The organism is Agathobacter sp. (genome assembly GCF_977054825.1).
In genome coordinates this window covers 225,106-250,264 of record NZ_CDRTEH010000002.1, presented here as the reverse complement: position 1 = coordinate 250,264, position 25,159 = coordinate 225,106, and the positions used below count along the sequence as shown (strand labels likewise).

The 25,159-nt window shown below is 42.4% G+C and carries 24 protein-coding genes; 2 read left to right on the top strand and 22 right to left on the bottom strand.

The genetic code is table 11. The features are described from left to right. Positions 1–62: 62 nt before the first annotated feature. The 18 genes from ACW6PM_RS03265 to sigK form a co-directional block, all read right to left on the bottom strand. Entirely contained in the window at positions 63–1,496 is a 1,434-nt protein-coding gene (locus tag ACW6PM_RS03265) for a flagellar hook protein FlgE (RefSeq protein WP_308650643.1), read from the bottom strand. Positions 1,497–1,580: 84 nt separating this feature from the next. Next, positions 1,581–1,961, bottom strand: coding sequence for a TIGR02530 family flagellar biosynthesis protein (locus ACW6PM_RS03260; RefSeq protein ID WP_308650642.1), 381 nt, complete (start codon positions 1,959–1,961; stop codon positions 1,581–1,583). An 8-nt stretch (positions 1,962–1,969) separates the two neighbouring features. Continuing rightward, positions 1,970–2,683, bottom strand: coding sequence for a flagellar hook capping FlgD N-terminal domain-containing protein (locus ACW6PM_RS03255; RefSeq protein ID WP_456056217.1), 714 nt, complete (start codon positions 2,681–2,683; stop codon positions 1,970–1,972). A 23-nt stretch (positions 2,684–2,706) separates the two neighbouring features. Further along, entirely contained in the window at positions 2,707–4,155 is a 1,449-nt protein-coding gene (locus tag ACW6PM_RS03250; RefSeq protein WP_456056216.1) for a flagellar hook-length control protein FliK, read from the bottom strand. Between the two features lie 40 nt (positions 4,156–4,195). Beyond that, a complete protein-coding gene (locus ACW6PM_RS03245; RefSeq protein ID WP_448754026.1) occupies positions 4,196–5,065 on the bottom strand; it encodes a MotE family protein in 870 nt (289 codons plus the stop codon). 12 nt (positions 5,066–5,077) lie between these two features. Next, the gene (fliJ, locus tag ACW6PM_RS03240) at positions 5,078–5,515 is read right to left on the bottom strand and encodes a flagellar export protein FliJ (RefSeq protein ID WP_308650638.1); all 438 of its coding nucleotides are present in this window, start codon (positions 5,513–5,515) and stop codon (positions 5,078–5,080) included. A 1-nt stretch (position 5,516) separates the two neighbouring features. After that, the gene (gene fliI / locus ACW6PM_RS03235) at positions 5,517–6,830 is read right to left on the bottom strand and encodes a flagellar protein export ATPase FliI (protein ID WP_308668520.1); all 1,314 of its coding nucleotides are present in this window, start codon (positions 6,828–6,830) and stop codon (positions 5,517–5,519) included. Positions 6,831–6,866: 36 nt separating this feature from the next. Then, a complete protein-coding gene (locus tag ACW6PM_RS03230; protein WP_456056215.1) occupies positions 6,867–7,724 on the bottom strand; it encodes a FliH/SctL family protein in 858 nt (285 codons plus the stop codon). Further along, positions 7,717–8,721, bottom strand: a complete 1,005-nt coding sequence (gene fliG / locus ACW6PM_RS03225; RefSeq protein WP_448754028.1) for a flagellar motor switch protein FliG — start codon at positions 8,719–8,721, stop codon at positions 7,717–7,719. Before fliG ends, ACW6PM_RS03230 begins: the two co-directional genes overlap by 8 nt. Positions 8,722–8,727: 6 nt before the next feature. Further along, a complete protein-coding gene (locus tag ACW6PM_RS03220) occupies positions 8,728–10,329 on the bottom strand; it encodes a flagellar M-ring protein FliF C-terminal domain-containing protein (RefSeq protein ID WP_456056214.1) in 1,602 nt (533 codons plus the stop codon). A gap of 13 nt (positions 10,330–10,342) precedes the next feature. Further along, positions 10,343–10,657: a flagellar hook-basal body complex protein FliE gene (gene fliE, locus ACW6PM_RS03215; protein WP_012742651.1), complete on the bottom strand. Its 315-nt coding sequence runs from the start codon at positions 10,655–10,657 to the stop codon at positions 10,343–10,345. A gap of 32 nt (positions 10,658–10,689) precedes the next feature. After that, on the bottom strand, positions 10,690–11,130 hold the full coding sequence (flgC, locus tag ACW6PM_RS03210) for a flagellar basal body rod protein FlgC (protein ID WP_308650632.1): 441 nt from the start codon (positions 11,128–11,130) through the stop codon (positions 10,690–10,692). Between the two features lie 21 nt (positions 11,131–11,151). Beyond that, a complete protein-coding gene (flgB, locus tag ACW6PM_RS03205; protein WP_308650631.1) occupies positions 11,152–11,538 on the bottom strand; it encodes a flagellar basal body rod protein FlgB in 387 nt (128 codons plus the stop codon). 213 nt (positions 11,539–11,751) lie between these two features. Beyond that, positions 11,752–12,528: a GTP-sensing pleiotropic transcriptional regulator CodY gene (gene codY, locus ACW6PM_RS03200; RefSeq protein WP_012742654.1), complete on the bottom strand. Its 777-nt coding sequence runs from the start codon at positions 12,526–12,528 to the stop codon at positions 11,752–11,754. Between the two features lie 6 nt (positions 12,529–12,534). Further along, positions 12,535–14,619, bottom strand: a complete 2,085-nt coding sequence (gene topA / locus ACW6PM_RS03195) for a type I DNA topoisomerase (RefSeq protein WP_308650630.1) — start codon at positions 14,617–14,619, stop codon at positions 12,535–12,537. After that, on the bottom strand, positions 14,619–15,698 hold the full coding sequence (dprA, locus tag ACW6PM_RS03190) for a DNA-processing protein DprA (protein ID WP_456056213.1): 1,080 nt from the start codon (positions 15,696–15,698) through the stop codon (positions 14,619–14,621). The genes topA and dprA overlap by 1 nt, the downstream gene beginning before the upstream one ends. Next, positions 15,695–17,230: a YifB family Mg chelatase-like AAA ATPase gene (locus ACW6PM_RS03185; protein WP_456056212.1), complete on the bottom strand. Its 1,536-nt coding sequence runs from the start codon at positions 17,228–17,230 to the stop codon at positions 15,695–15,697. Before ACW6PM_RS03185 ends, dprA begins: the two co-directional genes overlap by 4 nt. Positions 17,231–17,320: 90 nt before the next feature. Next, a complete protein-coding gene (sigK, locus tag ACW6PM_RS03180; RefSeq protein WP_456056211.1) occupies positions 17,321–18,013 on the bottom strand; it encodes an RNA polymerase sporulation sigma factor SigK in 693 nt (230 codons plus the stop codon). Between sigK and ACW6PM_RS03175 the strand changes: the two genes are divergently transcribed. Then, the gene (locus tag ACW6PM_RS03175) at positions 18,012–18,899 is read left to right on the top strand and encodes an RluA family pseudouridine synthase (RefSeq protein WP_456056210.1); all 888 of its coding nucleotides are present in this window, start codon (positions 18,012–18,014) and stop codon (positions 18,897–18,899) included. The two genes, sigK and ACW6PM_RS03175, sit on opposite strands and share 2 nt — an antisense overlap. Here the strand turns inward: ACW6PM_RS03175 and ACW6PM_RS03170 are convergent. Both ACW6PM_RS03170 and ACW6PM_RS03165 read right to left on the bottom strand, forming a co-directional pair. After that, positions 18,876–19,478, bottom strand: a complete 603-nt coding sequence (locus tag ACW6PM_RS03170; protein WP_308650625.1) for a DUF5662 family protein — start codon at positions 19,476–19,478, stop codon at positions 18,876–18,878. The genes ACW6PM_RS03175 and ACW6PM_RS03170 overlap by 24 nt on opposite strands. Before the next feature lie 4 nt (positions 19,479–19,482). Continuing rightward, positions 19,483–21,345, bottom strand: a complete 1,863-nt coding sequence (locus ACW6PM_RS03165) for an alpha-amylase family glycosyl hydrolase (RefSeq protein ID WP_456056209.1) — start codon at positions 21,343–21,345, stop codon at positions 19,483–19,485. Positions 21,346–21,480: 135 nt separating this feature from the next. On the opposite strand from ACW6PM_RS03165, the gene ACW6PM_RS03160 reads away from it, so the two are divergent. Next, entirely contained in the window at positions 21,481–21,792 is a 312-nt protein-coding gene (locus tag ACW6PM_RS03160; RefSeq protein ID WP_015569312.1) for a DUF1292 domain-containing protein, read from the top strand. Here the strand turns inward: ACW6PM_RS03160 and ACW6PM_RS03155 are convergent. Continuing rightward, complete coding sequence (locus tag ACW6PM_RS03155; protein ID WP_456056208.1) at positions 21,789–23,642, bottom strand: ATP-dependent helicase; 1,854 nt, start codon at positions 23,640–23,642, stop codon at positions 21,789–21,791. The genes ACW6PM_RS03160 and ACW6PM_RS03155 overlap by 4 nt on opposite strands. Positions 23,643–23,664: 22 nt before the next feature. After that, entirely contained in the window at positions 23,665–25,119 is a 1,455-nt protein-coding gene (gene gltX, locus ACW6PM_RS03150) for a glutamate--tRNA ligase (RefSeq protein ID WP_456056207.1), read from the bottom strand. Between the last annotated feature and the right edge of the window lie 40 nt (positions 25,120–25,159).

Here is a 25,159-nt window from a genome sequence, read left to right as displayed (position 1 = left end):
TCAAAAAATACACAAAATATTGGGAAATGGCCTAAGCCATCCCCCAATACCTTGCGAAATTATTATCTCTTAAGATTGATAAGCTCCTCGAGAAGTGTATCAGATGTAGTGATGACACGTGAGTTTGCCTGAAAACCACGCTGAGTGACAATCATATCTGTAAACTGTGAAGATAAATCTACGTTTGACATCTCAAGCTCTCCTGATGAGATAGAGCCTCCGTCAGCCGATATTTCTACTCCTATTCCATCAAACTCACCTGAGTTTAATGTGCTCTGGTAGCAGTTGTCTCCGATTTTTTCAAGACCAGATGCATTGGCAAACTGTGCTACAGCTATCTGGCAAAGCAGAACTGTATTACCATTGTCGTATGAACCATAAATCTTACCGTCATCACTGACAGATATACCTGTAAGTGCTCCGAGTGCTTTTCCCTTGCCATCACCCTGCAAGTCACCGTTCATACCACCGATAGTAGAGGTTCCGTTGTTGTTATAGTTCATGCACTTGCTGAAATCCACCTCTATATTGCTGAAATTACTTCCGTTTATTGAGGCATCCTGTGTGTTTAAGACAGAAAGATTCAGGTTTATTGTCTTTTCAGCCGGTGAGTTTGCACTTGAAATTGATGTAAAGGTACCCTCACTCTGATCAAACACAAGTGAAGCGTCCTCGAATATAGTCTGTGGATCCACAGCCCTTCCTTTATATGAGTACATTGTCTGTCCGTTTGGACCCTGGCTTGTAATAAAATTACCATCCCTGTCCACATCGAATATGGAATTACCCTTAGAATCAACGATATCCTTGAGAGTTACATCGTATGTACCATCGGTATTCGTCTTTTTAATACCAAACTTTGCAGTATAGTTATATCCCAGATCATCAAAAAAGCCTATGGTTATGATTCTTCCGGTGTCGGCTGCCTGGGCATCATTTTTGTCAAGCACTCCTGATACATATGCCTTTGTAGTAGCCTCAGGTGCTGAGGTTTTAGTAGCAGACGACATAACCTGCAGTGATGACACGGTATCCTTCATCACATTGCCCTTTGCATCTACCTGCCAGCCCTGCAATGTGTATCCTGTAGAGCTCATGCACAAAAAGCCGTTGCCATCCACATAGAAATCGCCGGCACGGGTGAAAAGGCGGTTTGTTCCATCACTTACCACAAAAAAGTTGGTCGAATTTTTGTCATTTAATCGAAGATCAAATGGATTGCCGGTAGTCTCAGCCGAACCTGCTCCTGTAATATTTACAGCTGTGGCACCCGACTTAACACCGAGACCTATCTGCTTTGCATTCTTTCCACCGGTGCCTGTAGCTCCGTTTCCGGCCGAAGCGCCCGATGTGGTCTGGTACATAATCTCACTGAAACGCACTGAAGATGCCTTAAAGGCCTCAGTATTTACGTTTGCGATGTTGTTACCAATAACATCCATTCTTGTCTGATGTGTCTTAAGTCCTGACACAGCAGAATAAAGTGATCTCATCATAGTTGTTTGTCCTCCTATAGTATGGATGGACGGTATGGGCTTTTTCTGTCATTCGAAAGCCCTCTGCCTCCTTAAAAGGTCCGGCTACATAATTACCGCTCCATCAATATTTGTAAATACATTTGAATTAGTTTCTGCCTGATCCATTGCAGTGACAACAGTCTTGCTTGGCACATTTACTATAAATGCCATATCATCCACAAGCACCAGTGAATCGTTTACACCCTTGCTATTTGCTGCCGCTATCCCCTTTTGAAGGCGCATGCTCTGGTCGTCGGAGAGATTAATATTTCTCTGTGTCAGCCGCATTGCTGCATGCTTTGAAAATTTAACAGGCTGCGTCTGCTGCTTTAATATATCCTCAAAGGATATACCATTTGTCTTCGTGTCTGTAGATTTTTGCTTGTTTAGATATTGGTTTGTCAGCTGCTCTATGGATGAGTAATTATTAATGATATTCTTCATAATTCACCTCACGCAGTCTGATTTGTATCGTTTTCTTTGCTGTCCGACTGATTATTTTTTTCTGCCGCAATAAGCTTCTTTAGCTTATCCTCGTAAGCCTGAAGCTTGCTGTAATCACTCGCATTTATAAACTGCTTTCCATAATCCGAAAGCCCGTCATACAACTTTCTTGCTTCCTCTATGATGTCCTTTGAAGCTGTTGTCAGATTCTCTATCTTTGGAAGCTTTGCTATAAGACTTGAAAATGTACTTGAATTTACAATCGCATCATAGTACTCGTCTGTTGAAACAGAGTAGAGACTTGAGTAATCGTACATTTTTTCATTGATAGACAGCTGAATCTTGCCATCCTTATATGTAACATAGTCTACCTTGCCACTGTAGTATCCGGAAGCACTGTCCTTATCAGTCACAATAACCTCCTTGCCCACAAGTGAAAGTGCTGCACTCTTTGTAGTCTGGTCATATGACGATGCCATGGATTCCTTCATAGAAAGAGTTGCCTCCAGCTGTGAGAATGTAGCCATCTGTGCCACATAGTCGGTGTTGCTTGTCGGCTCAAGTGGATCCTGGTACTGCATCTCTGCACTTAAAAGCTTTAAGAAATCATCATAGCCCAGATTTGAGCCACTTGCTTTTGTACTGCTTTTTTTTCTGTTTTGTGTCGGAGTGGTATTTGTCTTGTCTAGCTTTCCGTTTGTAACATTTGCTGTAATTGCCATTTGTCCTCCTTTTTCATGACACCTTATGCTGTGAAATCTACCGAATTTCCGTTATCTCTCATAATCTGTGTCACAAGTCTTTCTTTATCACTTGCCTGCATCATATCGCTGTCTATTCCTCTGTCAGAGCTGCTTGAGCCATTATAGGAATTTGTGCTCTCCTGCTGTCTGCTGTCGTTTGCAGCACCCTGCTCGAGATTTCTCTCAAACTCATGTGATGCAACGGTGATTTCCACCTCATTTACCCTGATACCGGAATTGTTCAAGGCTTCCTTGAGATTGACCATCTGCGTCTGTAAGGCTTCCTTTACAGCCTCATTGGAAACTGCAATTCTTGCTGTTATCTCGCTGTTCTTCTGAGATATGTTGATATACATTCTTCCCAGGCTTTCAGGTGTAAGCTGAAGCTCAATCGCCGATTCTTCAGTGGTATTTGATATGCTTATACTGTCGACAATCTGTCTGATGATATCTGTCGTATCAATATGTGAACGGTTTTGCGACTGTGACAGCTCAAATGAAGTATCGGTATTAAGCTGTTCGCTGACAGATACATGAAGCACTGAATTGTCTGAGTGTGCGACATCTTCATGCTGCAATATTCGTTCATCAGAATTATCAGGGCTGCTGTCAGCCTGTACCTTCGTCTGAGACTTGTCGGTATTTTCACCTGATGTAACACCATTGCCTGTTTCGCCTGAAGAAGTGCCTTCGTCTGTGTTTTGGTATGAGCCATCCTGCGTACTGCCATCATATACCTTAACAGCTTCATCCGCAGTGTCGTTTATATTTTGATTCGAAGCAGTGGCATTGTCATAGCTTATGTCAACTGTTTTTTCAGGTGTGGTTACGCCATCTGCAGCTTCAGCGGTCTCCGGTGCATCAGCCGAAGAAATTATATCTGTATTTAGTATTTCACCATCATCTGAAGCAGTAAGCTGTGACAATAAATCAAGCTGTGCAGCATTTTCAGATGCAATCTGAGACATATCATTAAACAATGCAGTAAAGTCAGCATTTAGCACAAGCGCCTGTGGATCAGATACACTTCCTGTAACCTCACAATATAAGGCTGCCAGATTTGCAGGATTGAGTAAATCCATAGCTGTCAGTCCAAGAAGCTGCATTGCATTATTAAGCTCATCCTCAGATATATCGAGGTCATCAGTTACCTTTTCAACTATCTGCGAAGATATATCATCTGTGATTTCCTGTGCTTTTTTGTCTGTGATGCTGCTATTTGAAGCAGTTTTGATGCTCATTTCCTTTGCAGTATTTTTATTTACAGCATAAGAACTGCTTTGGTTTAAAAACGTAGTACCATTATCCTGCACTACTGTTCGGCTGCCAAGATAGCTTTTAAAGTCAATACCGGACTGCTTGGCTGTTTGTGACATAGCCTTCTGCCCTGTCGAAGCTGTCATACCGCCTGATATATTTGGTACAACAGGTGATATTGTATTGTCCGCCATATTCTCCTCCTTTCTTTTATTATTATAGTCAGATATGCTATCAGTTCTGTGAAGGATTCATGATCTTAGTAACCTTTGCCGCCGTAGCCGAATCCATTTTGCCAAGGATATTACCTCTTGACTGGGCATCCATGGCATTTAATATCTTGGCAACAAGTGACAGATTGTCGGTCATGCTGTCAAAAATAGCTGCGGCCTCCTTAGGCTTCATCTTGGAATATGTCTGGGCATAATCCTTTATCTCATCGTCCTGTTCAAGCTGTTCACATACCTGTTTATATAAGATTTCTGCATTGGCAGGATCTACCTGCTCGTAGAATTTCTTATATTCTTTTATATCGGGTGCTTTATCGGAAAAAACAACCTCCTCGTAGTATTTTTCTTTTTCCTCCTCAAAGGCTGCCTGATCCTCCTTATAGGTGCTCAAATCCTGTATCTGGGCATTTAAGTCATTGATTGTCTGGGCATCCGCCTGATTCTTGCTATTGGCATCATCCAATTGTTTTTCAAGCTCCTTAATTCTTGAAACCGCGTCGTCCAAATTTGTGTAGCCTGCGGTCTCTGTAGACTCAGATGCAGTGATATTGCCGGAATCAGGAAGTATCTTACTTAGTACAGGCACATCCTTTAGCGCCGGCGCAAGTACAGTCGAGCCAAAGCCACCCACATCTGCTTTTACAAAAACTGCAAATATTCCAAGCCATATTGCGATAATAAGTATAGTAACAAGCACCATGACAATCTTGCTTGAGACAGAATCACCGTCATCATTTTCTGTATCGGGCTTATTGGTGTCATGATTCTTCTTTGCTTTTTTAGCAGCCTTTTTAGCGGCTTTTTCCTCCATTTTCCTTTCTTTTTTAGTTTTCTTAGCATCCATATTTTCTTCTGCTTCGTTTAGTTCTGCCATATTTCCTCCGGACTACGAATTATAGGTAAAGCTCACAAGCTGGTCTATTTCTTTGGATTCGTTGTCTTTTTCCTCTTTTTGAAAATCCTCAAATTTCTTATCGCGCAGCTTCTCATGTGTCTTGCGCTCCTTCATAAGCTCATTCAATGCCACTCTTTTAACCTCAAGCATATCCTCTGCTTTTTTAACATTCATAAGCTGTGTGCGGATAGCTGATTTGAGTGAATTTATGTTTTTTTTGCAAATATTAATCTCAGATATATTTAAGCTACCTGAAAGCTGCTCCTTAAGAGCTGCTTCATAGGCTGCACGCTTTTTAAACAGTGCTTCGAGCTTTTCTTTTTCAGTCAGATACGCACGATTTGCCTCAGAAAACTCGTTTTTAGCCTGCGTTTCAAGCTTAATCTTTATATCAAGTATATTTTGCATGCTGTATTTAAATTTTCCCATACTACTCGAACACCTTCTCTAAAAGCTCAAGCTCTTCCTCAAAGCTGAATTTCTCATCTGTTCCCTGACAAAGGAATGAATTAACGGCACCAATTTTTTGGATAGCATAGTCGATATCGGGGTTAGAGCCGTTTTTGTATGCGCCGATATTGATAAGGTCCTCCGCCTCTGTGTATGTGGCTAGCACGTTTTTTAATCTGCCGGCTAGATTTTTGTGTTCCTTTGTTGCTATAGCACTCATAACCCTCGAAATACTCTGCAGTACATCAATAGCCGGATAATGATTTTTATGTCCCAGCTTTCTATCGAGCATGATGTGGCCATCCAAAATAGAACGTGCCGTATCTGTAATCGGCTCGTTGAAATCATCTCCGTCCACAAGTACAGTATACAGCCCTGTGATAGAGCCTTTATCAGCTCTTCCGGCTCTCTCTAAAAGCTTTGGCATCTCGGAATACACACTTGGTGGATATCCTCTGGTCACAGGTGGCTCTCCCGATGCCAGTCCTATCTCTCTTTGAGCCATGGAAAAACGTGTCAGTGAATCCATCATCAAAAGCACATCTTCACCCTTATCACGAAAGTACTCAGCGATACTGGTAGCTGTCTTTGCAGCCTTGTTCCTTATAAGAGCCGGCTTGTCAGAGGTTGCAACTACTACGACGGAGCGCGCCATACCCTCAGGGCCGAGATCCCTTTCTATGAACTCTCTAACCTCCCTGCCTCGCTCTCCAATCAGGGCAATTACATTGATATCTGCCTTTGTATTGCGGGCAAACATACCAAGAAGAGTACTTTTACCGACTCCTGAGCCCGCAAAAATACCGATACGCTGCCCCTTTCCTACAGTGATAAGTCCATCTACCGCCTTTACTCCCAGAGGAAGCACATCACTTATAATTTCTCTGGACATCGGATCAGGCGGCGGTGCTTCTATCGGATATGCACTGTCAAGCTTCAGGTCTTTTTCATCGCAGTCGGTTACACGGCCTATTCCGTCAACTGTATGGCCTAAAAGCTCATCTCCGACAGCTACCGTGAGAGGATGTCCTGTATTTTCAACTATACAGCCGACACCAACTCCCTCAACATTGTCAAACGGCATTAGAATAAGATGTGAATCTTTAAACCCTACCACCTCTGACATGACATAATCCCTGCGTTCCTTGTCAAGAAAAATCATGCAAAGATCATTGAGCTTAGCCTTGGGACCGATTGATTCTATCGTAAGACCTACTACTTTGGCTACCTTGCCAAAGCATTTGTAGTACTCACCGTTTTTTAATTGTAAATACTTTTGTGCTACCTCTAACAATTAAAATCCCTTTCTCTCAACAATCATACAGCTATATCAGCTGCAAAGTGAGCGTATATCCTTCACCAGATTGTTGAGTTCCATATCAATTCCACAATCAAATACTCCAAAGCTTGTCTCAATAAAGCAGCCACTTGTGTCAAGATTTGCATCATTTACAACCTCGATATCAATATCATTGCCTATACGCTCCTGAATCTCAGCCAGATGCGACATCATAAACTTGTAGTTTGAATGAGCTACATGGATACGGAACTCTTTGCCCACCTCTATATTTGACATGGTATTTTCTACCAGATGAAACAAAATATCCTTTTTATCATCGAACTGTATTTTAAAAACCTTGTTAAAGACCTGGATTATTGCATCAATCAGATCTGATTCAAGCTCCTTTGAATAAGCATCGTATTTTGATTTTAAAGAGCTTTCTTTATCCGAAAGCTCCTGTCTTAAAGAAATTTCTTTTTCGTCAAAAGCTCTCTGACACTCAGCCAGACCATCCTCATAGCCCTTTGACTTGTTGTCAGCATACAGTATCTGTGCACGCTGCTTTGCCTCATCCAAAAGTCTCGAGGCCTCTGCCCTTGCTTCTTTCACTATACTGTCAGCCTCAAGCTTTGCGCCCTCTAAGAGCCTTTCTTTATCAGCTGACACATCAATTTCCGAGACCACAGCAGCATTTATGCCCTCATTGAAGTCAGCCTCCTGCGCATCAGAAGTTATGGATTCTGCTCCCCCCGGGCTTACCTGTAAATCAGACGTCATGCCTGCATAGTTGTCAGCGGTGCGACTTACGGAATCGGCAAAAATCTGTTTTATCGTGGAATTGCTGTTTATCACGCGGACATTTTTATCTTCTGTGGCAACACGATACTGCTTTAATATATTAGACAACTATATCATCACCTCCGCCTCTTGAAATGACAATATCACCTGAATCCTCAAGCTTTCTTATAACTGCAACAATCTTTTGCTGTGCCTCCTCAACATCCTTCATACGTACAGGACCCATGAAATCCATATCCTCTTTTATCATAGCGGCAAGTCGTTTTGAAAGATTCCTGAATATGACATTTTGTACTTCCTCAGTAGAGCTCTTGAGAGCAAGCTCAAGATCAGCATTCTCCACATCGCGAAGCACTCTCTGGATAGATCTGTCATCAAGAAGAAGTATATCCTCGAATACAAACATCTTCTTTCTGATATCCTCGGCAAGCTCAGGCTCATCAACCTCAAGTGACTCCATGATACGCTTTTCTGTAGCACGGTCTACACTGTTTAATATATTGACGATAGAATCTATGCCACCGACAATCGTATAGTCCTGATTGACAAGAGATGAGAGCTTTCTTTCAAGCACTCTCTCGACCTCCTTGATGACATCCGGCGATGTTCTGTCCATCTGGGCAATACGTCTTGCAACATCAGCCTGCTTTTCAGGAGGCAATGCTCCAAGTATCATGGCAGCCTGTGAAGATGACAGATAGGATAAAATCATGGCTATTGTCTGAGGATGCTCATCCTGTATGAAATTAAGCAGCTGTGCAGGCTCTGTCTTTCTGACAAACTCAAATGGTCTGACCTGCAATGACGCTGTAAGCTTGGAGATAACTCCCTGAGCCTTTTCATTGCCGAGAGCCTTTTCAAGGAGCTCCTTGGCATAGCCGATACCACCTTCAGCAATATACTGCTGCGCGAGACATACCTGATAATACTCATCCAAAACAGACTCTTTATCCTGCGGTGAGACGCTTCTGGTGTTGGCTATTTCAAGAGTCAGACTCTCTATCTCATCCTCCTTCAGATGCTGGAAGATAGCGGAAGCCTTTTCCGGTCCAAGTGTAATTAAAAGAATAGCAGCCTTTTGTAAACCACTGTAATCATCTATCATATGTAACTACTCCCAATCCTCATTAAGCCAGTTGCGCAACAACTGCGCGGCTGCCTCGGGATTTTCATCAACAAATTTTTCTATCAGAAGACGTGTCTCAGTCTTCTCGTTATATCCAATATCCTCAAGAGGCTCATTATTCTCAGCCGTCTGTTCTAAAAGAGAATCTACAGACAGCTCCTCCTCCTTTGGCTCTTCCTCACTGCTTCTTGTACTCTTAAATACTACAAAGCCAAGCAGTGCGAAAATAAGGACAGTGATTGCAATCTGTAATATATCACTCCATGAGCGCATGCCCGATGCCTTATCAACAAACTCAGGCTGTTCATATACAAGGAACGAAATCTGTGAAATACCTGTTGCATTCTGCACAGATGTCACAAGATCCTGGTCTACATCCGTCACCTTGACCGGATCCGCATGCTTTACTTTGTATTCCTCCCAGCTTGTATCCTTGAGCTTTCCGCTCTTTTCAAGGGCACTCTCATCATATACCTTATACCTGGTCGCAACCACTGTAATGGATGAAGAATCATACTTGATGGAGCCACCATCGTTTTTACTTGTTGTGATTTTCTCATCATTTAAGTACTTTTTGTCAGTATCGGTGATTGATGACTCTGATGGAGTGCCATCCTGTGTAGTGTATGTAGTGTCATCACTGTTTGAATCAGTTCCAGGAACCGCAGCCTGACCATTGGTTGCATCCGACTGATAATTCGACTCACTGTCCAAAAGGCCTGTATCTGTCTGACCGTCAGGCAGCGTGTAATTTTTCTGGGCTGTTTCAGTCTTGCTGAAATCTATGTCCAGATTCATGCCAACCTCAATATTCGAGAAAATATTTGAGCTCTCTAAGGTCTTTTTAACTTCATTTTTTACCTGCTCCTCAAGCTTTTGCTTGTAGGAAAGCTGTGATGTCGCAAGACCTGCCGAGGTATCGGAATCTCCACCCGAATAAAGTACATTGGCTTTTTTATCGATGATAGTAATGCCCTTTGTGGTATCGTTTCCAAGAGCTGTTGCAACAAGACGTGCTATTGCGTAGGCCTGGTCATCTGTAATCGAATCCTTAAGTCCAAGAGTGACAGCCGCAGTTGCCTCCTCTTTCGATTTAAGAATTGTTCCATCCTTATCAGGCATAGTGATATCAACACTTGCCTCATTTACGTATGACTGTTTTTCCAGATGATCCTTAAGCTTATCCTCCAGATATACCTGGTACTTTTTTTGCTTATCGGCCTCTGTTGTAGAGAAGCTTCCGTCTGTTACATTGTCTATCGAGTATGCCTGCGCCGGGATACCGTTATCGCCCAGTGCCATAATAGCATTTACCTCATCTGATTTATTGACAAAAAAGACCAGCTTGCTATCCACCTCATAGCTTATATTGTTGTCCTCAAGTACTCCCTTTATTGTTGAAGCCTCTGATGCACTTTCTGCCTCGACCAGCTCAACCTGTGTAGGTCTTGATATGACCACACCAAGTATTACAAGAGCCACTATAACCACAGCAGCTATGCTTATGAGTACAGAGCGCTGCTTTGTATTGAATTTTTTCCACCATGCAGCTATTTTATCTAAAATAGCCTTTAAACGTTCCGGCATTTTGTATTACTCCTTATATTGACATCTGCATAAGCTCTTTGTATGCGTCAATTATTTTGTCCCTGACAGCAACAGTGTACTGCAATGCCACAGCCGCCTTTGTTTCTGCAACAAGCAGATCGTGTGTATTGTCAGACTCGCCAAGTGCAAATCTCACTTCCTCCTGCTCTGCCGCATTCTGCAGATCATTCGTCTCGCCTATGCTCCCCATGGCGGCAGATAGCACATCGGAAAATGAATCGGTCTTGTCAGTTTTGGTAAGAGATGTATTGTTAAAAAAAGATTTAATATCTCCTGTTGAAATTCCATTAATGTTTGAAATATCCATTAAAAAACTCCTTTATGTAAGTATCTTTCAGACTATTTACCTATCTGTAAGCCCTTCTCTGCCATTGACTTGCTTGCCTCAAAGGCTGTTGCGTTGGCTTCATATGCACGTGTGGCATCTATCAGATTGGTCATCTCTGTAACCGTATTGACGTTTGGATAAGAGACATAGCCGTCTGCGTCAGCATCAGGATTTGAAGGATCATACTCCTTAATAAAATCAGTTGAATAATCTGATGTCACGCTGCTTACCTTTACGCCGTTTCCAACAGCCGCCTTCTTTGATGAAGAGTATATCTGAGAAAACGGTGTGACGTTTTTCTCGGAAAAGGTCACAATCTTTCTGCGGTATGGTGTGCCATCCTTGGTGGATGTGGTGTTGACATTAGCAATATTCTGCGCAATGATATCTGTTCTGAAGCGCTCAGCCGTCATGCCGGACGCACTTATATTAAATGATTGAAATAATCCCATATCATTAAACCTCCATAATTACTACAGTACGCTTCTCATACGTGAAAACTGCGAGCTTATACTGCTTGTGAGTGCCTCGTACTTAATCTGTTCAGACGCCAGCTCGACATTTTCAGTGTCTATATCCACGTTGTTGCCATCCATCCTGTATGAGTAATTTGAATGGTCTGTGTATACGTTTGCATTCAGCTTTGAGGTATCAAGCTCACTTATTTTCTTGTCAAGCGACTGATGCTTGCATCTGCCAAGCTCCTGCGAAAGCACTCCCTCAAAATTCAAATCCTTGCGCTTGTAGCCGGGAGTATCAACATTTGATATATTGTTTGCCAGTATAGCTTCTCTCTGGTAGCTTGCATCAGCTGCTTTGGTCAATACATTGACATAATCAAAGGCCGTTGAGTTTATCATAAATATTCCTCCAATACACTTTTTGCATATCATAAAAATACCACATATGTACCCTAATATATATATTATAAAGTAAAATCGACAAAACACAAGATGTTTTTGTTGTTTTTTACATTATATTGTATTATTTTGTCGATAGACGCACTATATATATGCCGAAAACATAGAAAAGACCTATGTTCTTTCAAACATAAGTCCTTAAAAATAATTTATTTACTTGTTTTTATTCCGGATTCTGTCAAGCTCATCAAAGACCACATCATTTACCACCTTGATATATGTGCCCTTCATGCCTGATGAACGCGATTCGATAACACCTGCACTTTCAAACTTGCGCAGGGCATTTACGATTACCGAGCGGGTAATGCCTACCCTGTCAGCTATTCTGCTGGCAACAAGTATACCCTCATTGCCGTCAAGCTCATCAAAGATGTGCAGAATTGCCTCAAGCTCTGAGTAAGAAAGTGTATTGATAGCCGAACGGACAATGGCTACCTTTCTCTTTTCCTCTTCATTCTCCTCATTTACGGATCTCATCATCTCAAGCCCTACTACTGTCGTGCCATACTCTGTAAGAATGATATCGTCAATGTCATACTCTCTGTCACTTCTGTACTCAAAAAGAGTTCCAAGCCTCTCACCGGCTATATCAATCGGAGTGATAATAGCCTTGTACATTCTTGTATCCTCACCAAAGCCAAGTGTTTCTAGGTTTACATTCTCCTTTGTTGACAGGATGCCAAGAAGCCTTTCATTGAGCTCAGTGTCAATATAGCCTCCAACCTCATCAACGATCAGCTCATGAAGCTCATCCACGCCCTTGCAGATACTCGAGCCAAGCACCTTGCCCTTTTTGCTGATTACAAGTATGTCCGAGTCGAGCACACCGGTGAGCACCTGACATATATCATTGAACACAACCTTTGATGAATTGTTGTTGTGAAGAAGCTTATTAATCTTACGTGTCTTATCTAATAATTGTACTCCCATTAATTGTTATTCCTCTCTTTCGGGCTTTTTATCTGTTACGTAGCCGCACTGCTCATCTGCGCAGGCAATCTTGTTTCCCTTTACAATCATATATCCTCCACAACGAGGGCATTTCTCTTCAACAGGCCTGCCCCAGCTCATAAAATCACACTCAGGGTTGTCTATACAGCCATAATATTTCCTGCCCTTCCTTGTTTTCTTGAGCACAACATCCTTACCGCATTTAGGGCAATTGACGCCGATTTTCTCAAGATAAGGCATGGTAAATCTGCAGTCAGGGAATCCCGGACATGCTAAAAACTTGCCGTGCGGACCGTATTTTATCACCAGATTGCGTCCACATTCAGGGCAGATTTCATCTGTCACCTCATCTTGTATTGTAACCTTCTCAAGCTCGTTTTCAGCCTTGTCTATAGCCTCCTTAAGATCAGGGTAAAAGTTCTCAACAACTGCTTTCCAATTAACCTTACCCTCAGCTACCGCGTCTAAAAGCGACTCCATATTGGCTGTAAAATGCTCATCGACAATAGTCGGAAAGGATTCCTTCATGATGGAATTTACAACCTCTCCAATCTCTGTCACGTAGAGATTTTTACTCTCCTTAGTGATATAACGTCTAGCAAGTATTGTAGAAATGGTCGGAGAATAGGTACTTGGACGTCCTATTCCAAGCTCCTCAAGTGTCTTTACAAGAGAAGCCTCTGTGTAGTGTGCCGGTGGCTGTGTAAAATGCTGCTTAGGCAAAAGTTCCTCAACTGTAAGAAGCGATTCTTCTGTCAGAGGATTTTTAAGCACAGGCTGCTTTTCCTTCTTTGCATCATCTGCAGCGGTATATGCAAGCTCAAAACCATCAAATAAAAGCCTTGAGGTAGCAAAGCTGAATATATACTCTCCGACAGAGAGCTTTACTGTAGTAGTCTCATACTCAGACTTTGCCATGCGACTCGCCGTAAAACGCTTCCAGATAAGCTGATACAGCCTGAACTGATCTCTTGACAGTGACTCCTTAATCTCAGAAGGCACTCTGTTTATATCAGTAGGCCTGATTGCCTCATGGGCATCCTGGATATTTTTGCTGCTCTTTTTAGCACCCTCACCGCTTGACAGGTATTTGTCTCCATAGCTTTTTGAAATAAAATCCTTTGCCATGGCCTCAGCCTCATCTGACACACGGACAGAATCAGTACGCAGGTATGTGATGATACCTACCGTACCCTGACCCTTTATGTCAACGCCCTCATAGAGCTGCTGTGCTATACGCATAGTCTTTGATATCGGGAAATTCAAGGCCTTTGAAGCCTCCTGCTGTAAGGTACTGGTTGTAAAAGGAAGCGGAGCCTTATTGCTGCGCTGTCCTTTTTTGATATTCTGCACCTTGCAGGCCTTCCCCTCTATTTCGCTAAGCACCTTATCCATCTCTTCCTTTGAGGAAATGGCTATCTTGTCGTCACCCTTGCCGTATAGCTTTGCAGTAATCGGCTTCTTCTCGCCCTCCACATCAACCGTGGCATCAAGGCTCCAGTACTCCTCAGGGATAAATGCATTGATTTCATCCTCCCTGTCGCAGATGATGCGAAGCGCAACAGACTGTACTCTTCCCGCACTAAGCCCTCTCTTGACCTTGGCCCACAGCAGCGGACTGATTTTGTAACCTACAATACGGTCCAAAACTCGTCTGGCCTGTTGAGCGTCCACAAGATCCATATCTATTTTTCTTGGATGCTTTAAGGATTCCTTGACTGCATTCTTCGTAATCTCATTAAAGCTGATACGGCTGACATCCTTGCCCTCAAGCTTAAGCGCGTGAAGCAGATGCCATGAGATGGCTTCTCCCTCACGGTCGGGATCGGTTGCGAGATATATCTTCTCGGCTTTCTTAGCTTCCTTGCGAAGCTTAGCGAGTATTTCACCCTTTCCGCGGATTGTGATATATTTCGGCTCAAAATCACCGTCCACATCTATTCCAAGGCTGCTCTTTGGCAGATCCCTCACGTGACCGTTTGATGCCATTACCTCATAGTTTTTTCCCAAGAATTTCTTTATAGTCTTTACTTTTGCAGGCGACTCTACGATAACCAGATATTTAGCCATTATAAACTCCTTATATAGTAATTTGGAATTGTCTCCTTAACAAATCCTTTTTGTATAAGATTCTCTAATAATTCAAATAGTTCCGATAATTCATACGGCACTTTTTGAGACAATGTCCCGATTGCGATAGGACAAAAATCGAGTAAACTATACACCAATGCTTCTTTTTTATCAAGTATATTTTTTCTGAAATCCATCTGTGTGCACTCTGTAAACCCAGTCATTGTAATGTCTGAGACAAATTCATCAATATTATAAATAATGTCTGCGCCCTGTTTAATCAGGCTGTTGCAGCCATAGCTTAAGGTGTCGGTGATACGCCCCGGAATGACATATACATCCTTTCCCTGCTCCATAGCTAAATCAGCCGTAATCAGTGATCCGCTTCTCTTTTTTGCCTCGACTATAACTACTATATCGGATAACCCAGAAATTATTCTGTTTCTCATCGGAAAAAACATTTTTTGAGGGTCTGTGCCCGGCATAAGCTCGCTGATTATTCCTCCGGATAGCTTTATTTTATCATACAAAAAGCGGTTTTCTTTAGGATAACAGATATCGGCTCCCGAGCCAAGGACTGCATATGTGTTTCCACAAGCCTCCAGACACCCCATGTGGGCGTCTCTGTCTATTCCTCTTGCCATGCCGCTTATTATCTGTATTCCCTGCCTTGAAAGTGCTGCTGCCAGTGCCTTTGCTACCTCACAGCCGTATGCGCTTCTGCCCCGGGCTCCGACTATAGAGACACTTTTTCTTGATTTGTCGGGAAGAGCGCCTATGTAAAATAGGCCATACGGCGGATTGTGTATGTTTCTAAGCTTGTCCGGGTAAGCCTCATCCTCTATTGTTACAAAGCCTATATCCTTCTGCTGAAATAATATCCATTCATTCTCCACATCATAGGAAGCCCTTGATTCAAGGATTATTTTTCTGTCATCATCTGTGAAAAACAAAATATCAAAAAGCTCGTTCTTTGGCATAAAAAACAGCTTTTCCGCCGTTATATCGCAGTCAAATAAAAGCTTTTTCTTTGCATTGCTTATTTCCGTAAGGCCTGTGAGCCAGTATTTAAACCTCATGAAACAGCACCTCCCCAGAACTTCTCATTGATGCTTCTGTAGCATATGGCTTCGTTCAGATGCTTTGTCTTTATGTTTTCACAGCCATCCAGATCAGCTATAGTACGTGCAACCTTAAGTATCTTGTGGTATGTGCGTGCTGTCAGTCCAAGCTTGTCAAACATATTTTCCATGTAGCTTTTCTCACGACCTCCAAGGAAGCAGTATTTTTCCAGCTTGTCGGTAGATATCTTTGAGTTATACGAAAAGCCCTCGTCTTTAAACCTCTCCTTTTGAAGCTCGTGGCAGTGCATAACACGCTTTCTGATGTCCGCAGACGATTCATTGGTTGTAGTACTGTTTATATCCTCAAAGCTAAGAGGTGACGCCTCCACACATATGTCAATCCTGTCTATTATAGGCTGCGAGACCTTATCAAAATACCTGCGCAGGGTAGGCTCTGAGCAGCGACACCTTTGCATATCGGGATAATAGCCGCAGCTACATGGATTCATCGCGCCAAACAGCAGAAAATTAGCCGGATATGTCACGTTTCTGCCGGCTCTCGAAAGCCTGATACAATGCTCCTCAAGCGGAGCCCTGAGCAGATCCAACAGACCTCCCTTAAACTCAGCCAGCTCATCCAAAAACAAAACGCCATTGTGTGCAAGCGATATCTCGCCCGGATTGATTCTCGTTCCTCCGCCGATTAATGCCGCCTGAGTGACGGAATAGTGAGGATTTCTAAAGGGTCTGTTGTCCCTTAAGGAGCTGTCATTGTCCAAAAGACCGCAGATGCTGTATATTTTTGACAGCTCAAGTCTCTCATTTTCACTAAGAGGAGGCAGAATGGACGGCATACGCTCTGCTATCATTGTCTTGCCTGCACCCGGAGGTCCAACAAGCAATATATTGTGCATACCACCTGCAGCCACCTCACAGGCTCTTTTAATGAATTTTTGTCCGTTAACATCGCAAAAATCGGCGTATTTTTCATCTTGCTGCAGCGCATGTGCTGTGCTCATTTTCTGGCAGGTAAATGACGCGTCATCAAACTGTGCAATAACATCATTCAGATGGCTTATTCCAAATATTTTTGCACCGCAGACCAGCCTGCCCTCATTTTCATTTTGTTTTGGAATAATAAACTTTCCAATGCCTCTGTTGTACTCATCAAATACAATCGGCAGTATGCCGCTGACCGGCAGGATTTCACCGTTTAGATTAAGCTCGCCTGCCAGTGTGCAGCCGTTTATGCTTTCCGCGTCAATTACTCCCATAGCTGTTAAAATAGCGACAGCTATTGGCAGATCAAAGCCTGTTCCTGTCTTTTTAATATTTGCAGGCGACAGGTTTACCGTGATCCGCTTCGCAGGCAAAACAATCCCAAGGCTGTGCAGCGCTGTTTTAACACGCTCCTTTGCTTCCCTCACCTCTGAGGTGAGATTTCCAACCATATCAAAAACAGGCATACCGGTTGAAATATCAACCTCCACCTGCACCGGAATCGCACTGATTCCGTCCAAAACAGCCGTTCTGACTGTACTGTACATATATACTCCTATTCCAATTGGGGTAAATGCATAGACAAATGCACAAAAGACATGGCTCTATGATAACATATTTTTGCCTTTTGTAAACACCTATTCGAGCAGTTTTCGTAATTTTTTTAACCCGGCCTTTTCTATTCTTGAAACATATGACCTCGAAATACCAAGATTTTTCGCAATCTGCCTCTGTGTCAGCTCTTTTTCGCCGTCAAGCCCAAAGCGTTTTGTAATAATATAGTATTCTCTGTCAGACAGAACACTTCTCATATTTTTCTTTAAAATCTTAAGCGATTCAGATGCCTCAATATCCGATACCACGTCAGATTGTCCGTTCTCAATCACATCCACCAGATGAATCTGGTTTCCCTCCTTGTCAGTGCCTATTGGTTCAAATATGGACACATCACCCCGGCTCTTTTTACGGCTTCTGAAATGCATCAGAATCTCATTTTCGATACATCTGATTGCAAAGGTTGCAAAACGGTTTCCGTAATCAGCCTTAAATGAGGACACTGCCTTTATCAGGCCTATGGTGCCTATGGATATGAGCTCTTCCATCTCATCCTCGCTTACCGCATATTTTTTTGTAACATGTGCCACAAGGCGCATATTGTGTAATATAAGCTCATCCTTAGCCTCTTTGTCATTTTGAGCCACTTTTTTCAGGCATTCCGTCTCACGTTCCAAACTAAGCGGTGATAAAAATGTATTCACATAGCACCCTGCCATTATTTGCTTATAATATATTATGTTCAAATCTGTATTTTGTGATATAATCTTTGCCATGAATAGAAAATTAGACTACAAAATCACTGAAAATGATACAGGAAAAACAATAGAAAGCTTTTTGAAGGAGCTTGGCTACACACATCAGGTGCTTGTAAGGCTTAAGCAGACAGACCATGGCATACTAAGAAACGGTGTATGGGCCTATACAAACGAAAAGCTATGCAAGGACGATTTAATCACAGTCTGCATTGTCGAAAACGAGCGCTCTGATAATATTGCGCCTGTAAAGCTGCCTCTTGATATAGCATATGAGGATGATGATATCATCGTAATAAACAAGCCGTTTGACATGCCTGCCCATCCCTCCGCCGGAAACCATGACAACACACTTGCAAATGCGCTCATGTACTACTATGACAGTCAGAAAAAGCCGTTTACATACAGATGCATTAACAGACTGGACAGGGATACCACAGGGCTTACAATTGTCGCAAAGCACGCACTTGCAGGAGGGATACTCGGCAATGCTGTCGCAAAACGTACCATACACAGGACCTACTATGCCGTCTGCAGCGGGTGTACCCCGGAATGCATGCGCATCAATGCTCCGATCGCAAGAAAGGACGCTTCCACAATAGAGCGGTGTGTTGATTTCAAGCGAGGCGAATATGCTGTAACCGATTTTATCAGGATTAAATACAACCCGGATAATGATTTATCACTAATCAAGCTAAGGCTCCTTACCGGACGCACTCACCAGATACGTGTCCATATGAAGTATATCGGATTCCCACTGATAGGCGACTTTTTATATAATCCGGACTATACATATATATCCAGACAGGCACTGCACTCAGGCCGTCTTGTGTTTACACATCCTGTCACAGGGCAAAAAATGGACCTCAGGTCTGATATTCCATCAGACATGAAGTCCTTGTTCTAGTTGATTTATTTTATCCTTTTCGTATGGGATATGTCCCTTTAAAACCTCTTTCTTTATATAGCGATACGTATATTCCTCTCCCTTTACAGAGAGCATGACAAGCAGATACTCAAGCATCGCCTTTGTATCGGGATGAATCATGTAGTGATCCACGCTTTTTTCGTAGTATTCCAGTGCGCTTTTGTCGGTGTACTTTTCCTTCTGATAATTCTTAGAGGCGCTCACACGGTCTATAAACATCTCACAGACATACCTTATTGGCATTTTCATGCCCTCCATTTTGGTATGCTCTTTATCGTCACCCGGCTTTGAAACAGCATAGTCAATCCAATACTCCAGGTGATGCTTATTGCGCCCCTTATGATGAAGCCAGGCGGATGAATAGCCTCTGTCTGCTCTTTCTGCATTATTCGGACTCATATACCCCTTATAATACTTACAGCCAACAAGAAACTCTGTCGGTGAATATTTTGACAGGTCATGAAGAAGCCCCTGCTTATAAAGCCCTATCTTAAAACACCCCTGCAGGACTAAAAGCTTGTGATGTGTAATTGTTATAAAATGTCTTATTGCTTTCATATGTTTATCTGCCTATGAGGATGTATACCGACTGCGGTGAGACATCTGCATACTGCTGGTTTTCACACAGCATCGGAGTGTCATAAAACGGTTCCTTGAGCGCAGAATCGCAGACTGCATACCATTTCATTCCTTTCTTTAGCTTAGGGAGAGCCAGTTTCTCCCTGGATGAATAAAAATTGTAGGCTACGTATACATAGTCCTTATTAATTTCATTGTAATCCCCACAGTACATCACACCCACACAAAGCTTTGTGGCATCGCATTCGCCTATCCATGCATTCTTGCAGTGATAGGATAAATCAGGATACCCCACAGCCTTATAATCGCTGAATTTAAACGGCTTTGGACAGGAAATAACAGGATGCTCATTCCTGAATTTGATAAGTCTGGTTAAGAACCTGATATTTTCCCTTCTGCTCTTCTCATTTGACCAGTTTACCCAGCCTGTAGGATTGTCCTGACAGTAGGCATTGTTGTTGCCGTCCTGCGAATTGCAGATCTCATCACCCGCCATGATCATAGGCACTCCCTGTGCCAAAAATAAAAGAAGCATGGCATCCTTCCACTTAAGCTTTCTTATCTCACGGATAAACCTCTTTCGCGAAGGACCCTCACAGCCGTAATTATTGCTGAAATTCCAGGAAGGACCGTCTGCATTTTTCTCGCCATTGGCCTCGTTGTGACGGTCATTGTACATGAATAAATCGCTCAGTGTAAAGCCGTTATTGCTTGATATATAGTTTATAAAGCCGGCATTCTCCCCCTGCTTTTTCTGCTGGTTTAAAAGCTCATACATATTGCAGTTGATATGGTTTAACATCATACGCGCCGCAAACTGATACTCCTCCTTGTCGATGTAGAGATTTTCATATGTCCTGTTTTGCGGCACGACCGACATATCAAAGCCATCATAGAGTATCTTTGTACGGCTAAGAAGGGCATCCTGCACTATCGCAGTAACAGGCAGCTTATCCCCAAGAAGCTTAAAACCATCTACATGAAAGCTCATGACCCAGTATCTGAGCGCATCGAGTATCAGATTATGGTCAGTTCTATCAGGAAAATACATTTCTACGATACATTCCATGCCGTTTTTGTGCAGCCTTTCGACGAGACGCCTAAGCTCATTGGAGGCATTTGAAGCGTCACTAGCATACGATGCTTTTACGGCAAAATAATTGCCGGCGGTATAGCCCCAGAAATTGACCTTGTCATTTTGCTTGTTTGTGGACACACTTTGCTCATCCCTTATGGAATACTTTGGCTTTGCATATTCCGGGATATCATGCTTTACAGGGATTGTCATCTCTTCAAACTCGTATACAGGCATGAGGAGAATTGAAGTAAAGCCCAATTTCTTGATGTAATTTATCCTGTCAGACACAGCCTCAAAGGTACCCTTATGCTTTTTATCCCCTGCTGCATCCATGGAAAAGCCTCTTACATGAAGCTTATACAGCTTCATCCTGTCGCGTGTAATCTCAGGAAAGTTGTCATTTTTCCAGTCAAAATCACAGTTATCTATCCCGCAGGCTATTTCGTAGTCGTTTTCACTTCTTGTTTTATCATTCCATTTTTCCCTGCCGAGGATTCTTGTGGCGTAAGGATCTATGCACCTTTTTCCATTAATTTTAAAATAATAAGCATACTCATTCCCGCAAAAGCCATGAATTCTCACAGAGTAAAGAGAGCCGGTCGAATACTCTGCAGGTATATCAAGCACACAGGCGGTATTTCCTGATTTATCAAGTAAAACAATGCTGCATGCGTCCTCTTTTTCTGCCGCAAAGGTGAATATCGCACTATCCCCGTCAATATAAGCACCTGGTTTTAAAAAGTTTCCCTTTGTTAATCGAAATTTCATGCAACACCATCCAATCAAAAATTCTAGTATTTATTTATTATACTAGTTTTGACTTTTTTTGTATAGAATAATTTGATATAATGTAATAGATTAATATAATATTTACTTTAGATTACTAAAAGAAAGAGGTACAATATGGCAGAAAAAGCAACACCTGTTACACCTGATGAGGCAGACGACATCCGCGTGACACTTGATCTGGACAACGGAAGTGTCGAATGCAAGATTATCACTATTTTTGACGCAGATCACAAGGATTACATAGCTCTTCTACCGTTAGATAAAAATGGCAACGAGAATGAGAGCGGCGAAGTGTATCTGTATCGCTATTTCGAGGACGAGGAAGGTCTTCCGAGAATTGAAAACATCGAATCCGACGACGAGTACGAGGCTGCTGCCGACAGATTCGATGAGCTTTTGGATGACGAAATGTTTGATGATATTTAAACATCACTACTATTATTTTGTCTAGTCTCTTTACTTTCACGGACAAATCTGGAGGCCTGGGCTGATTTATCGTTTACGGACTTGACCGAATAAACAGACAAGCTTGTCTTGGCACGGGTCATGCCTACATAAAACAGCCTGCGCTCCTCCTCTATGTCCTTTTCAAGCACTGCCTTTTTATAAGGCATTATCCCCTCATTTGCATCAATTATATACACATTTTCAAACTCAAGCCCCTTTGAGCTGTGAAGAGTTGCAAGTGTCACGGCATTAGGATCACTGTCTTTTGACAAAGCCATAAGCTTCATCTGCTTTGTGTATTCCTTTATATGCTCATACCACTCTTCATAGGTGGCAAAGCCCTTGGCTCCGGACTGGATCTCATCAAGTATATCAAACAAATCCTCTTTATTTATACTCCGATACTCGGCATATTCAGATAAAAAGTCATCGTAGCCTACGCCTCTTCTGATATAGTTTATACTGGCATACGGATTCATCCGGCTTATAAGCTTCATATCATACTCAAGCTTTTCTATTCTCTCGGCTATCCAGGGCTTCTCATCAAAAAGCTTAATCCACTCGTCAAAAGCCACAGTGGCATCGCACAGGCTGTCTCTTGACAGATACCGCTTTGGTCTGTTCATAATCTGCAAAAAGTCAGCTCTGTCCCTGCTGCCACCTGCAATTCTTTGGTATGTAAACAAGTCTCTGGCAATCCAGTGCTCATATATATTAGGGATATTATCCTTTGTTTTGAATGGGATATTGTAGCTCATAAGCTGTTCTATGAGCTGTCTTGGCTGGGTATTTGTCCTGAAAAGTACGGCAAAGTCGCTGAATACAGCTCCTGCCTTTATCTTTTTATCTAAATCGCGTATAAGAAAAATATTTTCATCTCTTCTGTTTTCAAAATCAGCAAACGTAACCGGCACCTTTGATTTACTTGCCGCAATAATTTTCTTATCAAACCGCTCCTTGTTGTGAGAGATGAGATTTAACGAGGTCTCCACTATATATCTGCCACATCTGTAATTAGTATCTAAAAGGATTCTCTTTGCATCAGGATAGTCCTTCTCAAACCCAAGCATTATCTCCGGCTTTGATCCTCTGAAGCGGTATATGGACTGATCATCATCACCTACAATAAACAGATTATTCTGTGGAGCGGCGAGCATTTTTATAATCTCATACTGCAGACGGTTAATATCCTGAAACTCATCAATCAGTATGTATTTATACTTATTCTGCCACAATGCCAGTATATCAGGCCTCTCCTTAAACAGCTCATAGGTATACGAAAGCATATCATCAAAATCAATGAGCCTGTTTTCCTTAAGCCTTGTCTCGTATTTTTTGTAAATATCCCTGAATATTTCCTCACCGCACACTCCTGAATAGAAATTTTCTATATCGATGCGGCTATTCTTGATCAGACTGATTTCCGCAAGCAGATTGCCTATAAACTCGTTCTCATCCTTATATTCTAGGCGGTAGTAGGACAGAATTTCCCTGATAAAGCCGTACCTCACAGACTCATCAGCAATATTGGCACTCGTGAAACGATATGCATATTTGAGTATCGTAAAAAAGACAGCATGAAAGGTACCAAAAGATACATTCACCCTCTCGCCGTCCATCAGTGCATTAAAACGCTCCTTCATCTCATTTGCAGCCGCCTTGGTAAAGGTGATGACCAAAATCTCAGAAGGCTTGACATGATACTTTGTTATTAAGTTTTTAGTCCTGTGTGTGATAACTGCGGTCTTACCTGAACCCGGTCCCGCTAAAACAAGCATAGCGCCATCCTTATGTTCGATGGCGCCAAGCTGGGCTTTGTTAAAATTCATAAATTACCCTTTAGTTAATAGATTAGTTGTTAGAAAGCTTTTCTATGCCTTTCTTAATTCTGGCTATAGACTCCTCTTTGCCAAACACCTCCATAAGCTCTGTAGCTCCACCCGGTGTCATCTGCTTGCCTGAAACTGCTGTACGGATCGGCCACATAACATAGCCTATCTTATATCCCTTTTCTGTGGCATATGCCTTAAGAGTCTCAAAAAGCGAATCATTTGAGAAATCATCACAGCTTAAAAGAATAGGAACCACATCGTTTAATACCTCAAGTGAGGTCTCCGGGTTTGTCTTCATCTTTTTATGTGTATACATGGCAATATCATAGTCCGGAAGCTCTTCAAAGAAATCAATATGCTCCTTGATATCAGGGAATATCTCAATACGTGTCTGAACCATCCTTGCTATCTTCTTAAGATCATAATCCTTTGTGACAACCTCCTTGATGTATGGCAATGCCATCTCATAGAATTGGTCAAAATCAAGCTTCTTTATATACTCACCATTCATCCATTTAAGCTTTGTGAAGTCAAATACAGCAGGTGATTTGCTCATATGATGATAGTCAAACTTCTCAACAAGCTCAGAAAGTGACATAATCTCCTGATTGTCTGAAGGGCTCCAGCCAAGAAGCGCTACAAAGTTTACAATAGCCTCTGTAAGAAAGCCCTGATCCAGCAGATCCTCAAAGGACGAATGACCGCATCTCTTTGAAAGCTTATGATGCTCCTCATCTGTGATAAGCGGACAGTGTACATATACAGGCACATCCCATCCAAATGCCTCATAAAGCCTGTTGTACTTAGGAGATGATGAAAGATACTCATTTCCTCTGACTACATGTGTGATACCCATAAGGTGATCGTCGACTACATTTGCGAAATTGTATGTTGGATATCCGTCAGATTTGATAAGAATCATATCATCAAGCTCTGAGTTGTCTACTGTGATATCTCCGTAAATTTCATCCTCAAATGTAGTTGTTCCCTCTGTAGGGTTATTCTGTCTGATGACATATGGCTTGCCGGCCGCGAGATTTGCCTCAATCTCCTCCTTTGACAGATGTAAGCAGTGCTTGTCATAGATAGAGATTTCCTTGCCTGCGACTGTTGTTCTAAGGCTCTCAAGACGCTCCTTATCACAGAAGCAGTAATATGCCTCTCCCTTGTCAATAAGCTCCTTTGCGTACTTCATGTAGACGCCCTGTGCCACACGCTCACTCTGCACATACGGACCGCATCCGCCATCCTTGTCAGGTCCCTCATCATGGACAAGTCCTGTTTCCTCAAGAGTCCTGTTGATGATATCAACAGCACCCTCCACCTGACGTACCTGATCTGTATCCTCTATACGCAGAATAAAATCACCGCCCTCATGCTTTGCAATCAGGTAAGCATACAGTGCTGTTCTTAAATTACCTACATGCATCCTTCCTGTTGGGCTTGGTGCAAATCTTGTTCTAATCTTACTCATTTTGAAATGTGCTCCTCTATATTAATATTTTTTATTCATT